The sequence below is a fragment of the Amaricoccus macauensis genome (assembly GCF_049800915.1).
GTDB classification, from domain to species: domain Bacteria; phylum Pseudomonadota; class Alphaproteobacteria; order Rhodobacterales; family Rhodobacteraceae; genus Amaricoccus; species Amaricoccus macauensis_A.
On record NZ_JBNAFY010000001.1, the window covers coordinates 397,942 to 411,949 of the forward strand.

At 63.3% G+C, this 14,008-nt stretch carries 7 protein-coding genes and 1 tRNA gene; 3 read left to right on the plus strand and 5 right to left on the minus strand.

The annotated features are described in order from the left end of the window. Positions 1-8: 8 nt before the first annotated feature. The 3 genes from ACP15W_RS01720 to ACP15W_RS01730 form a co-directional block, all read right to left on the minus strand. Positions 9-335, minus strand: coding sequence for a hypothetical protein (locus tag ACP15W_RS01720; protein ID WP_424931098.1), 327 nt, complete (start codon positions 333-335; stop codon positions 9-11). 73 nt (positions 336-408) lie between these two features. Further along, positions 409-3,015: a DNA translocase FtsK gene (locus ACP15W_RS01725; protein WP_424931099.1), complete on the minus strand. Its 2,607-nt coding sequence runs from the start codon at positions 3,013-3,015 to the stop codon at positions 409-411. Between the two features lies 1 nt (position 3,016). Next, positions 3,017-4,225: an aminotransferase class I/II-fold pyridoxal phosphate-dependent enzyme gene (locus ACP15W_RS01730; protein WP_424931100.1), complete on the minus strand. Its 1,209-nt coding sequence runs from the start codon at positions 4,223-4,225 to the stop codon at positions 3,017-3,019. A gap of 331 nt (positions 4,226-4,556) precedes the next feature. On the opposite strand from ACP15W_RS01730, the gene ACP15W_RS01735 reads away from it, so the two are divergent. The 3 genes from ACP15W_RS01735 (at position 4,557) to ACP15W_RS01745 (ending at position 9,117) form a co-directional block, all read left to right on the plus strand. Beyond that, positions 4,557-7,664: a transporter substrate-binding domain-containing protein gene (locus tag ACP15W_RS01735; RefSeq protein WP_424931101.1), complete on the plus strand. Its 3,108-nt coding sequence runs from the start codon at positions 4,557-4,559 to the stop codon at positions 7,662-7,664. Positions 7,665-7,718: 54 nt separating this feature from the next. After that, the gene (locus ACP15W_RS01740; protein WP_424931102.1) at positions 7,719-8,945 is read left to right on the plus strand and encodes an FAD-dependent monooxygenase; all 1,227 of its coding nucleotides are present in this window, start codon (positions 7,719-7,721) and stop codon (positions 8,943-8,945) included. Positions 8,946-9,042: 97 nt separating this feature from the next. Then, a tRNA-Phe gene (locus ACP15W_RS01745) sits at positions 9,043-9,117 on the plus strand. 160 nt (positions 9,118-9,277) lie between these two features. Here ACP15W_RS01745 and ACP15W_RS01750 read toward each other — a convergent pair. Together ACP15W_RS01750 and ACP15W_RS01755 are read right to left on the minus strand one after the other, a co-directional pair. Continuing rightward, a complete protein-coding gene (locus tag ACP15W_RS01750; protein ID WP_424931103.1) occupies positions 9,278-10,234 on the minus strand; it encodes a beta-1,6-N-acetylglucosaminyltransferase in 957 nt (318 codons plus the stop codon). Positions 10,235-10,342: 108 nt separating this feature from the next. Further along, positions 10,343-13,903: a cellulase N-terminal Ig-like domain-containing protein gene (locus ACP15W_RS01755; protein WP_424931104.1), complete on the minus strand. Its 3,561-nt coding sequence runs from the start codon at positions 13,901-13,903 to the stop codon at positions 10,343-10,345. Positions 13,904-14,008 lie beyond the last annotated feature (105 nt).

Sequence of the window (14,008 nt, forward strand, 5' to 3'; positions counted from 1 at the left end):
TACTGTCCTCAGCCGGAGCATTCGTTGATGGCGTCGCGATGGGCGCGGCCGAACGTGTTGGTCACGGAAATCCGGCTGCCCGCGCCGGCAACCGCGGCGTCCCAGGCTTCTGTCATGCTTTCGCCGCTTTCCTTGCGGTTCATGTAGTCGGTGCCGATGCGGTCATAGAGCGCGAAGTCATCCGGTGAGAGTTCGGCCTGAAGCCGCTCCGTGGCGCAGGTGCAGATCTCGGGCGGATCACGCTCGGCGCACATGCGCATGACCCCCTCCTGGGCATGGAGTGAGATGGGGGCGAGGGTGAGGGCGAAGGTGGCGAAGAGATAGGTTCGGGTCATGCGGCGAGGCTCGCATGACCCGGGATCCTGCTCCAGAGATTCGCGCCCCTCGGCCATCGGGGCGCGTCGTCGTCTATCGCTCGGGCACCAGCACTTCGCGTTTGCCGACGTGGTTGGCGGGGCTGACGACGCCTTCATCCTCCATCTGCTCCACGAGGCGCGCGGCCTTGTTGTAGCCAATGGCGAGCTTGCGCTGGATGTAGGAGGTCGAGCACTTGCGGTCCTTCGCGACGATGGCGACGGCCTGATCGTAGAGCGCGTCGTCGCCGCCGGTGTTGCCGCCGAGGCCCAGCACGAGGTCGATCTCGCTCTCGGCATCCGCTTCCGGGCCCTCGACGACACCGCTCTCGTAGGAGGGCGGCCCGAGTGCCTTGAGGTGGCGCACGACATCCTCGACCTCGTCGTCGGAAACGAAGGGCCCGTGGACACGGGTGATGCGCCCGCCGCCGGCCATGTAGAGCATGTCGCCCATGCCAAGGAGCTGCTCGGCGCCCATTTCGCCCAGGATGGTCCGGCTGTCGATCTTCGAGGTGACCTGGAAGGAGATCCGGGTGGGGAAGTTCGCCTTGATCGTGCCGGTGATGACATCGACCGAGGGGCGCTGTGTCGCCATGATGAGGTGGATGCCGGAGGCACGCGCCATCTGCGCGAGGCGCTGGATGCAGGCCTCGATCTCCTTGCCCGCGACCATCATCAGGTCGGCCATCTCGTCGACGATCACGACGATATAGGCCATGGCCTCGGGCGTGAATTCCTCGGTCTCGAAGATGGGCTCGCCGGTATCCTCGTCGAAGCCGGTCTGGACCGTGCGGGTGAAGTTCTCGCCCTTGGCGAGCGTGTCCTTCACGCGCGAATTGTAGCCGTCGATGTTGCGCACACCGAGCTTCGACATCTTGCGGTAGCGCTCCTCCATCTCGGCCACGACCCATTTCAGCGCCACGACGGCCTTCTTGGGGTCGGTGACCACGGGTGAGAGCAGGTGCGGGATGCCGTCATAGACCGAAAGTTCGAGCATCTTCGGGTCGATCATGATGAGCCGGCACTCGTCGGGCGAGAGCTTGTAGAGCAGGCTCAGGATCATGGTGTTGACTGCGACCGACTTGCCCGACCCGGTCGTTCCCGCGATCAGAAGGTGAGGCATGCGCGCGAGGTTCGCCACCACGGGCTCGCCGCCGATATCCTTGCCGAGCGCGAGGGGCAGAGGGTGCGGGCTTTCCTCGTATTTGCGGGCCGCGAGGATCTCGCGGAGCAGCACCTTCTCGCGGTGATCGTTGGGCAGTTCGATGCCGATGACCGAGCGGCCCGGAATGGTCGAGACGCGGCAGGCAAGGGCGGACATCGAGCGCGCGATGTCGTCCGAGAGGCCGATCACGCGGGACGCCTTGAGGCCTGCGGCCGGTTCGAGCTCGTACATCGTGACCACGGGGCCGGGGCGGATCGAGACGATCTCACCGCGGATGCCGTAATCGTCGAGCACGTTCTCGAGCATGCGGGCGTTTTCCTCGAGCGCCTCGTCGGTCAGCAGGTGGCGGACGATGCTGTCGGGATGCTGGAGGAATTCGAGGTCGGGGACTTCGTATTGCGCGGCTTCCGCGGTCGCGGTCGGTGGCGGCGCGAGCGGCGCGAGCGGCGCGCGGGGGGCGCGGGGGGCGACCTTGCGTTCGTGCTTGCGCTCGGCCTGTGGCCTAGGGGTGGGGGCCACGGGCGGATCGAGCAGATCGATCTCGTCCTCGTCTTCCATTACCGGATCATTCTCCGGATCGGTAAGGGGCGGTGGCGTTGCACGCAGGACCGGCGTGCGGGCTTCGGCGTCGGCCTTGGCGCGGGCTTTCACGGCGGCGGTGATCTTGGCGGAGACGCTGTCCTCGGCGGGTTCTTCGACTTCAGTTGCGGCGGAGAAGCGCGGGATGCCGCCGGGTTCGCGGCGCGGCTGGGGCAGGGGGGCGGCATCGGCCTGTTCGGCGCGGCGCGCGCGGCGTTCGGCGGCGTGTTTCTGGGCCGTGCGGGCCCCGCTTGCAGCACCTCGCGCGGCCTGACCGGTCACCCGGAGGATGCCAGCATAAAGCGTGATCGAGCCGCGCATGAGGTAGCGAAGCGCGGATTGCGCCTCGGCCTTGGTGACGCCGAGCGCGAAGGCGGAACTGGCGACGAAGGCGATGCCCAGCACGACGGAGGCCAGGGGCAGTGCGAGCCGGATGTCGAGCGGCACGAGGGGCAGGAGATTTGCCAGGACGGCATCGCCGAGGAGACCCCCGAGCCCGAATTCATGGGGCCATGAGGCGAGTGGCACATGGGTTGCGGCGAAGGCTGCGGCGGCCAGAATGGCGACGGGTGCGGTGACGGCGCGGGTGACGGCGCGGGTTTCGCCCCGGTGCATGAGGAAGCGCGCGCCCCAGGCGGCGAAGATTGCCGGCACGCCATATGCGGCCCAGCCTAACGCCCGGATCAGCGGATCGGCGATATAGGCCCCGATCAGGCCGAGCGCGTTCTGCGGTGGCGCGTCGGTGGCGGTGAACAGGCTAGGATCGCTGGGAGAGTAGGACCAGATCAGCGTGAACGCGAGGGCCGCGATGCCGACAAGGATGAGACCGAGCAGTTCGGCGCCGCGTCGGCGAAGGGCCTCCTCGGTCTCGCTTTCGATCAGCGGGGCGCGGCGTTTGGCCTTGGCGCGTGCAGCCATGTCAATCGGTCCCTTTCAGTTCAGGCATGTCTTCGAGCGTGTTGCGGATCGCGGTCAGGCCGGTCTCGACTTCCCGTGCCTCCGCCACGAGGGCGATGCGGATGTAGGCCGCGCCCGGATTGGTGCCGTCCGCCGCGTCGCGGGACAGATAGGCGCCGGGCAGGACGCGAACGCCGGTGCGGCGGTAGATCTCGACCGCGGCGCGTTCGCCGTCGGCGACGCCCAGCCAGAGGAAGAAGCCGGCCTGCGGCGAGGTGTAGCCGGCCAGCCCCCCGAGGATGCGGTCCGCGATCGCGAATTTCTCGCGGTAGAGTGCGCGGCTTTCTTCCACGTGTTTCTCGTCATTCCAGAGGCTTGCAGCCGCATGTTGAAGCGGAAGCGGAAGCGGTGCGCCGGAATAGGAGCGAAGCTGGAGCATGGCGCGAATGGCGCCGGGACCACCCGCGACGAAGCCCGACCGCAGGCCGGGTGCGCTCGAACGCTTGGACAGCGAGTGGAAGGCCAGGACACGCTCGGGATCCGCGCCCATTGTGCGGACGACCTGAAGCACACCCGGAGGCGGGGTGTCGCGGTAGATCTCGCAATAGCACTCATCGGCCAGTATGCGGAAATCATGGGTTTCCGCCAGGGCGATGAGATCCCGCCAGTAGGCCTCGGTCGCGACAGTGCCCTGCGGGTTGGCTGGGGAGCAGATATAGGCGAGCGTCGTGCGCGCCAGGATGTCCGCCGGGACGGAGTTGAAATCCGGCAGGAACCCGGTCCGCGCCGTCGCGGACAGGTAGATCGGCTCGGCACCTACCGCAAGCGCGGCCGTCCCATAACACTGGTAGAACGGGTTGGGCATCAGGATGACGGGTTGTCTGCTCGATTTGTTTTCCGGGCAGAGTGCGATGGCGGCGTTAAATAATCCTTCACGGGTGCCATTAAGCGGCAGGATTTCCGTGTCCGCATCGAGCTCGACGCCATAGCGCCGCGCGAGCCAGCCGGAGATGGCCAGCCGCAATTCGGGTGCGCCCTCGTTGGGAGGGTACTTCGAGAAACCGGCGAGATTGGCCGCGATGGCAGGGCCGATCTGATCGGGAAGCGCGTGTTTCGGCTCTCCAATTGTCATGTGAATGTCCGGGCCGCCGGCCGGAACATCGCCAAGCAGCCTCCGCAGACGCGGAAAGGCATACTCCGGCAGGTCGGAAAACCGCTGGGGATACTGCATCACTGGCCTCAGGTGTGGGATCTCATTGTCCCTTTGGCGCCATTCTACCCGGCAGGCAAGCGTCGGTCCAGATAATTGCACTGCGGCGGCGGCAGGGTTAGACAACGTCGGGAGGGGGCTTCGGATGGGGTGTCGAAGCGCGCAGGTCACAAGACTGTCGCCAAGCCCGGGAATCCAGATATAGTCGCGTTGCGAGTGATTGGGTGCAGAGCGTTCGCAGCAGGACGCGTGACGATTTGCGGGAGATTTCGCAAGATCTTTCATCTATAACGCGACTCTCCCGCGGAAGGTGTTTATCGTGGTGGAATTGATATTTCGGAAGGACTGTATTTTGCCCTTGCTGCGTGCAAGCTGGACCCGCCTGATCCTCATGTGGGCCGTGGTGTTGCCGTCCGTCACCCTGGCGCAGGATCGGGAAATCATCGACGTGCCCTGGACGGCGGCGGCCGGTTTGGCAAAAGCGGAAGCGAATGGCGATCCATCGGGCTTTTTCGTCGATCTTTCACGCGCCATTGCCGAAGAGGCCGGGTTCGACGTCCGTTTCCGTGAATACGAGACCGTGCAGGAGGCGCTGCAGGCGCAGTCAAGCGGTGAGACGCAGATGCTGTCGGGAATCGCGCAGACCGTACCCCTTGCCGAGACCAATGTCTTTTCCGTTCCGGTCGCAAAATCGACAGTGAACCTGTTTGTGCGTGCGGAGGAGCCTTTCGGTGTTCTGCCGGAAAGGCTTGAAGGACGGCGCATCGGAACGGTGGCGCAGATCCTCGGGCAGACTTTCGACGAGCTGAGCGCGCGAAACGAAATTGTGGATTATCCCGACCAGATGAGCGCGTTCGGTGCGTTGCTCGTCGGAGATATTGACGGCGTGGTCACACGCTACCAGCCGGCCGCGGTGGCGCTGGCGCGCGCGCGGATCGATTACCGGGTGCGTGTTGCCGGGTTGCCCCTCAGGTCGGAAAACCGCTTGGTCGCGATTCATGAATCGCGTTTCGATCTCTTGCCTCGGGTCAATTCGGCGATCGCCAGACTCGAGGCTGACGGCAGGCTCAATAGCCTGAGAGTTCTGTGGAACATGACCTTGCCCGAACCCATGCCCGAGGTGCTGACCGTCGGGTTTCTCGAATTTCCACCCCATCAGGTCATTGGCCCGAACGGCTCCTTCACCGGATTTGGCGTAGAGGCGCTGCGACACCTTGCGAACCGCGCCGATCTCACTCTCGAAATACGCGAGATTACCCGCGAGGAATGGCTCGAGGGGCCGGGAGCGAGCTATGACATGCTTCCGCCGCTCAGCGTTTCGCCGGACCGCCAGTTGCGCATGGATTTCACGCTTCCTCTCCAGCGTATGGGGTTCTCGATCTTCACGCGTCAGAGGGATGCGCCCACGGTTTCCGGGCTGCCGGATCTCGCGGATTCCGTTGTCGGCGTGTTTGAGCAAAGCATTTCCATTCCGGTTGCGCAGGCGGAGGGCGTTCGTAATTTCAGGACGTTCGACAGTGCAGATGACATGGTCGACGCGCTCGTCGCGGGTGAGGTCGATGCCGTTCTCTATCCAACGACGCCAATGCGTGGCGTTCTCGAGGATCGCGGGCTCATTGATGAAGTCAAAGCGGTTCCGGGCCAATTCATGGTCACGGAACGCGGTGTTGCCCTTCGTCCCGGCCTCGGGGTCGTGCGCGAACGACTGAATGGCGTGATACCGGGGTATCTGAGTTCGGAGGAATTTGCCGCTCTGCGAGATCGCTGGCTCGGTGAGCCGCAATTCTGGACACCGGAGCGGCGCCGGGCGGCATGGATCGCCGCGGCTGCACTCTCGGCGTTCGTGCTCCTGGCATTCCTGGTGCAGACGACGCTGGCGCGCTGGAGGGCCGAGGCGCTGGCGGCTGAGACCCGCGCGGTCAGCAATAGATTGGGTGCGATTCTGGACGCGGCGCAGAGCGGTATCGTGGGTCTGACGGAAAAGGGTATCGTGGCTGTCGCCAACCCCGGCGCGCGAAAGTTGCTGGGCCGCCCGGATGCGGAGACGCCCTTCGACTGGCCGGATGATGCCACGTTCATGGATCCCCACGACCTGTCTCTTCTCGGGACCATCAGAAGCCCGATCAAGCGGGCGCTTTCGGGTGAAACCCTCCGCGGTGAGATTGCCCTGCTTCGCAATGATGCAAGCAGCGAACCGCCGCGGTATGTCCGTCTTTCCAGCGCGCCGGTTGCGGATCGGGCGCCATCGGACATCTCGACGGTGATCATTCTCGACGATGTGACGGAGCAGGAGCGGACGCGGCAGCAGGTGGAACGCTCTGGCCGGCTCGACGCACTGGGGCAGCTCACGGGCGGGATTGCGCATGATTTCAACAATATTCTCGCGACCATAGAATACGGCATCGAGCTTGCCTCCGTCGATGTCAGTGGAAAGGCGCGGACCTTTCTCGACAGGGCGCGCACGTCCGTACGGCGGGGCTCGGAGCTGACGAACCGGCTTCTTGCGTTTGCCAAACAGCAGCCGGGTGCGGAGAAGTCGGTTCGGGTTGGGGAGGTCCTGTCGGAGTTCCAGAAGCTGGCCCAGCCGACGATCGAGAGATCCATCGATTTGACCTTCGCCGTCGAGGATGAGGATCTGATCGTCCATTGCGATGTGGGAAAGCTCGAGAACGCGCTGCTCAATCTGGTCTTGAACAGTCGCGACGCGATCCTGCAGGCCGGGAAGGGGGACCGGATCACCGTTCAGGTGCGTGGTCTGCCCGAGTTCGACCGTGTTGCGGGGGAGGAGCCGCGGTCGCAACGTGACGTAGAGCGAAGCGGCCCTTGCGTCGAGTTCTCGGTCACGGACAATGGCCCCGGGATGCCCGAGGAGGTCAAGCGCCGGGCGACGGATCCCTTCTTCACCACGAAGGGCAAGGCGTCGGGGACCGGTCTGGGGCTTTCGATGGTGTTTGGCTTCGTGCAGCAGGCGGAAGGCGTGCTGAGGATCTATTCCGAGGTGGGCCATGGCACGACGGTCCGTCTGGTTCTGCCGCGGGGAACGGAACATGGCCAGGTCTCCGAACCGGAAGCCAAGGTTTCGGAGGCCAAGGGCACCGGGCAGCGCATTCTGATCGTGGAGGACGAGCCGGACCTGCTCGCTGCCGTGTCGGAGATTGTCCGGTCCATGAACTACGAGGTGCTCGAGGCGGATTCGGGGCGTGATGCGATCGCGCGGATCGAGGCGGGGCTCGAGTTCGATCTCCTGCTGACCGACGTGGTAATGCCCGGTGGTGTCGGTGGCTTCGATCTGGCCAAGGTCGTGCGTGAACGCTGGCCCTCGATACCGATCATCTACATGTCCGGTTATGCCGGCATTCAGGAGCGCGAGATGGGCGGGGTCGTGGCGCCGACGCTGCAGAAACCCTGCCCGCCATCGGACCTTGCACGCATGCTGCGCCAACAGCTCGGCACGGCCTGAGGTCAGGCCGATACGGCATGGACAGATGTGGCGACGCGCACTAGGTCCAGTATCATGAGGGATGATTGCGATATTCTGATCGTGGGCGGCGGGCTGAACGGCCCCGCGCTTGCGCTGGCGCTTGCCTCGGCCGGTATCTCCAGCATCGTGCTGGATGCGCGGCCGAGGGCCGAACACGAGAGTGCGGATTTCGACGGGCGTGCCTACGCGCTTTCGCTGTCGTCGCGCCGGATGCTGGAGGTTCTGGGCATCTGGTCCCGTGTCGAGGCGCGGGCGCAACAGATCGAGGCCATCAAGATTAGTGACGGCAGGCCTGGCGAAGGGGCGTCTTCCCTGCATCTGCACTTCCAGAGCGCCGAGATCGACGAGGGCGCCATGGGGCATATCCTCGAAGATCGTTTCCTGAGAGCGGCCCTTCTCGAGGCCATGGACGAGGCCCCTTGGGTTGAGGCGCGCTCTGGTGTTCGGGTCGTGCGTCAGCACGTCGAGGCGGGGCGCGTTCGGGTGGAACTGGAGGACGGCACGCAACTGTCCGCGGCGCTTCTCGCCGGCTGTGATGGGCGGGGCAGCGAGGTGGCGCGCAGGTCCGGGATCGGACGGGTCGGATGGGACTATCGGCAGAGCTCCCTCGTCTGCGCCATCGAACACGAACGGCCCCATTGCGGCACGGCCCATCAGTTCTTCATGCCGGCGGGTCCACTCGCGATCCTGCCCTTGCCGGGCAACCGCTCATCCATTGTCTGGACGGAAGAGCGGTCTCAGGCGGAGGCCATCTCGCGCCTGTTTCCGCAGGAGTATCTCCGTGTTCTCGAGCCGAGATTCGGGGATTTTCTGGGCCGGATCTCGCTTGCGGGGGGGCGCTACAGTTATCCTCTTGGGCTCACGGTGGCGGAGAGGTTCGTCGGGTCTCGGGTTGCGCTCGTGGGCGATGCCGCTCACGGCATCCATCCACTGGCGGGCCAGGGGCTCAATCTCGGCCTGCGCGACGTTGCAGCCCTTGCGGAGGTATTGTCGGAGAGCTTCCGCTGCGGGCTCGATCTCGGCGCGCCGGACGTGCTCGAAAGCTACCAGCGCTGGCGGCGCTTCGACACGGCACTCCTGGCGGGGGCGACGGACGGGATCAACCGGCTTTTCTCGAACGACAATCCGGTTCTGAGGCTGGGACGTGATCTCGGTCTTGCAGCTGTGAACCGGCTTCCCCGGCTTCGGCGGGGGTTCATTCGCGAAGCCGCGGGGCTCTCGGGCGACCTGCCGCGGCTCCTTCAGGGGCGGGCGCTTTGAAGTCGAAATTTCCTGCCATTTTCCTCTGGACACCCGCGAGGAAAGGGCTTAGCAACGCCGCCGTTGCGACAACTACATGACCCCATGTCGCACAGTTGCCCGGGTAGCTCAGGGGTAGAGCAGCGGATTGAAAATCCGCGTGTCGGTGGTTCAAATCCGCCCCCGGGCACCATCTCCTCCCAGAAACGTACTACCGTCTCTCAATGGCGAGCCGCACTACCATCGGCGTTTCGCGCTTCGCAGGCTTGCTCCGCGAGGCACCTTCTCTTGCGAAATGCGAGTTGTTCTTCAGCCGCGGCGGGAGGGCCGATCACCCCCCCCCATTTAGTGATTCAGGAACTCTGTCGGCGCTGAAGCCGCGGCTCGCCCAACCCGCGCTTGCTGACTTCGTCGAGCATGTCGAGAATGGTCGAATCGACGTTCGGGTCGAACTTGCGCGCGAAGAATGCGTCCGATCCGATGAGTTCATCGAAGTCCTTGGAAACCAGGACATGCGGGTGGGCCATGCCGGGGGTCCAGTGGATCAGGTGACGGTTCGCCGACCTGGTGTCGCGGAAGGGACTGCTCATGATGAGCCAGGGCAGCCAAAATTCCTCGGGCAGTTTGCACCGGCGCAGGAACGCGTTCGCCGTTGCAACCAGGGGATCGCGATCAAGCCAGGTGCAAAAATCCCTGTGGAGAACCGACCAGTTCGATCCCTTCCATTGCGCATCGATGCTTGCCGGAGGTTTTCGCCGGATCAGCGGAATCTTCCGAAGCTTGCCCTTGAAGAGATACCAGTAGTGATTGAACCGTTCGCGCACATGTCCGGGGCACTGATCAAGATGCTGGATGGTGACATAGTTCGGCCAGAGTGAATTGCCGGTGGGCGCGCCATCTGCGTCGCAGGCGCCACATTCCTCGGCGGCCTCGAGCAGTCGCTGACGGATCTCATCGACCGGCTTCAGCGGGTAGCAGGCTCCGCTGAGGTTGATCATGTAGTCCCAATCGGGGATCTGCAGGGCCCGAGTGATCGCGGCTGCATGGGTCTCGACGAGGCTCCAATGTCCCCAATGGGTCATTCGAGATGGCAGGAACTCGAGTCGAGGATAATCCCTTGCGATCCGTGTGAACGACTGCTTGTCGTCATCTGTCGCGGCAGCACTGACATGGACGATAAAGTGATCTTTATCGTTGTATATTGCCGACACAAGCCTTCGGAACTGGTTAGGCTTGTCATGCACCATTAGAAAGAAACAAATTTGCAACTGCAAGGCAGCAGCGCTCCATACAAACTCCGAGTGCTCCATAGCATGTGACTGGCGCGGCCTGCAAAATCAATTCCCGCTTTTGCCTGCGTGTGGCAATCGCGCTACGGTTCGGCCCCGCCCGCATCAGGTGAGACGGGGCCGAATGCTTCAGTTTCGTGACAGTGCCTCGTTGACGAAGCCCGTGGCAAAAAGCCATTCCAACGCATTGGATTTCATGCCGTGTTCGGAGGACACGACCGCTCTGCTGGATTCAAAGATAGCGGCGTATCTCGGCCAGTCGGATTGCGCCTTCGGGTAGATGGAATCGCCCATGCTGTTGATCTCGAAGGTCCGCAGGTTGCCGGCGGCGGGACCAAAACACGGGTTGCCCGGAATCGGGCCGTCGATTGCATCCATCATCAATGGATCACCGAAAGGTCGAATACCCAATCCCTGGACAAGAGACACGTTGGACGGGTTGCAGCCGAGTGCGAACCACATGCCTTCAATTGCGGTGTCTGCCACTTCCTCCGTGATCTCACCCTTGGCGAGGAGGTCGAGGGCCAGGCGGCCGCAGCGCCAATTCGATCCCGGACCGAACCGCATCCAGCCTGCGCCCCAGGGATAAAGCCCCGTGCTGTGGAGGCCGTAATTACTGCCAATGCGTGTGTCGGTCGCAAAGCGCCTGTCGGACCATGTCACGATTGCCTCGCTCACAGTCGCATCGACCGCCCGACCTTCCTGTCCGGCGCGGACGTATTCCCAGGCTTCCATCACGTAGTCGCCACGGCGGGTTCCGAGATCTTCACCGGCTCGCGGCAAGCCATGTTTCGCGATTGGTTTGAACGCGTTGTAGGACTCGAAGACGGCGCGCGCGGCTTCATTGCCCGTTGCACGGTAGAGCGAGGCCGCTGCGGCGACCCGCACGATGGCCATCGCGGTGTTGTCAAACGTGTTGTAGCTGTCGATGCCGGTGTCGAGGGTCTTTTCCGCCCATTCCCAGGCAAGGCTGGCCTCGTCCTTCAGGGATTGGCCGAGCTTCTCGTCCCCGCAGACAACCGAAATGACATGACCGAGTTTGGCCGCTGCGGTGACGAACTGATAGGCGCTCCACTCTTCGGGCGCGTAAGCGTAGGTTTCCTGCAGGTGGTTCCAGGAGACCGATCCCGCAATTCCGTCGAGCGAATACTCCACGCCGCCGATGATGCCGCCATCCGCACGTTGGGTGCGGCGCCAGAGGGAAATGCCCCAGAGAGCTTCGTGGATCAGGTCGGGAAGTATGGTTTTTCCATCGCCGGTGTCCGTGGCACTCTTGCGTGCCTCGACGGGGGAATCCGCGAAAACGCAGCCGCTTTCCGGGATGTTGAGGTCGATCTCGCGCAGAGATGGCAGAAGCTCGACCATCTGCGCCATGGTGAAGACAACGCCCATGTGCTGGATACGGCGATCCCAGTCGCCGGCATCGTGCCAGCCGCCCCAGGCTTGTTCAGCCACTTCCGATCTGGTTGCGGTGGCAGCTTCGACTGCTTGGGTGTCGTCCGTGGCGTCTTTGGGAGACAGGGAGATGGCGTCGATCAGGCCGGAGGCTCCCGCAAGGGCGTCGATGAAGATACCTTGGTTTTCGGCATTCTCGATCTCGAACAGATTCCAGCCCGTCGTCAGTTCGGTGATCGCCTGGGTGGTGCCGCGATTGAGCTTCGCCCTGATCCTGCCGGTTAGTTCCACGAGATGAATGCCCAGCGTATAGGTCTGGTTCGACGTGGTCTTGTTGGTAAGGTCCAGCGTGGCATTGCGATAACCCGACGTCGCGTTGATCTGAAGGGCGCTGCCGGTAAGTATGAAACTTGCATCGAGCACGCGCCAGTTGCCGCTGTTGGCAAACGCGTCATTCGGTACGAGTTCGCCAGGCGAAGTGTCTCCGGTCGGCTCGGCGACGTCGTGGCTCGAGGAATGGCCTGTTTCCTTCAGAACCTCGAAAACGTCCGAGCCGCCGACAAAGCCTTCGGAATGCCGCCCGAGAAGGACGTCGGTCTGGTGAATGATCACGCCATCGGCGGGATGGTCGTTGCGGGGGCGCTCGCGGCCTTCGCCGAAGGGCTCTTCAATCGCGCAGCCCGACCGCTGGTGGAAATACCAGCGTGCTGCCGCCCGGAACGCTTCCGTGTAGGGTTGCTCTTCGATGGCAAAAGCCATGGAACTGCCGATCTTGGCCACTTCGAGGCGATAGTGGCCGGTGTCGGATACATCCGAGAAGTCCGCTTCGAAAATGTCGCAGCCGTTGTAGTTGAGGTTGGACTGGTGGGTTTCGGTTGCCGGTTTGACAAGTGACAGGGTTCCCGAAGCCGCCACCTCGTCATCCTCGACCCGGATGAGTTTCCAGCCGGTGTACGCGGACAGGGTTGAATTGGTCGAGGCTGCGTTGCCGCTCTTGTTCGTGCCGAGCCAGAGGCCGACATAGGCCTTCTTGGGGCCCGAGCTGGCGTAGCCCTCCTGACAGACATGGATGGCTTCCGATACCGCCTGGCCATCATAGCTCGCAGCGAGTGTTCCGCCGCTTGGTGGGGTCACGACAACAAGGGCGTTCGTCGGGATGTCCTCTTCGAGCTCGAGCGTCACGAGATGCCGGCGTCGGTTGTCATAGGTGCGTGGCGCGACCTGCGCGGTTTGGATCGGAACCGATTTGCGGAAGACCCGGGTGATCCGGACCGGGGCGCCATTGATCCGGGCGGTCCAGTTCTCCGGCAGATCTGCCGCGGAAAGATTGGCCGCGCCGCCATCGGTGGGACGAAAGGCGTCGGTGTATTCCGTTGCTTCGGCGCTTGCCCATGGGAAGAACAACTGGGGCGCGTTCTCGTGAACGTCGCTCGAGAAATTTCCGGCCGTGTCGGCGTAGCTGCCTTCCCCACCAAGGCGGTTATGTGCGTCCGGTTTCCAGCTGCGATCCATGACGGCTTCGACCGGGGTGTAGGCCGAAGGGGTGATCTTGTTGTCGTAGAGTACAGCCTGAACAAAACGGGCACCGGCGAAAGCCAACCGATCCGAGAAAGCGGCCTCGTGGTTGGCGGCAAGTGCTTCGGAAACAGCATTGTTCTCGCGTTCGGTCGTGACATAGAGGGTCGAGGAGGCCGAGCCACCGGAGTTCGCCGCGGTGACGATGATCCCTGTGTTGGAGAGTGGAATGTCCGTGGGTATCGCAAGAAGACCGGTTTCCGGGTCTATGGTCGCGCTTCCGCCTTTTGCCGTGAAACGGAGATCCTGACCCTCGAAGTTCTGCGCCGTTTCGAATTCTTCGACACCGGAACCAAAGTCGATGACTTCTTCACCCAAATCGGCCAGAAGGGTCGGCGCAGGGTATGCGACCCGAATAAATGGGGTTGTCGCGTCGCTCTGCCCTATCAGATTGAGGGCGCTCACTCGGCAGCAGAGTTCGGATTGATCGTCTTCCGGTGCAACATTATAGGTCTCGCCAGTGGCCCCGGGAATATCGAAGCCGTCGCGCTGCCACTGGAATGACAAAAGTGGTGCAGGCGTGCCACTCCAGGTTCCGGGTTCGACGCGCAACTCCGTTCCGACCTGAGCTGTGCCGGAAAGGGCCGGGTAATCGATGACTGACGGTCTGACGCCGGAAGGTTCGTCCTGGTCGCTGCTCACGGACACATCCACGGAATAGGCACCCGTAGCCGGGTCGGGTGTCACGGTGAATGACGCGTTGGTGGAGTCGAAACTCACCGACGGTCCGGTCAATCTGACGACATAATGGTCATTGTTTCTACTGGAATCGCTTGCCAAGGATCGCTCCAATCTGAATCGGTTTCACTCTCGAGAATTGCGAGC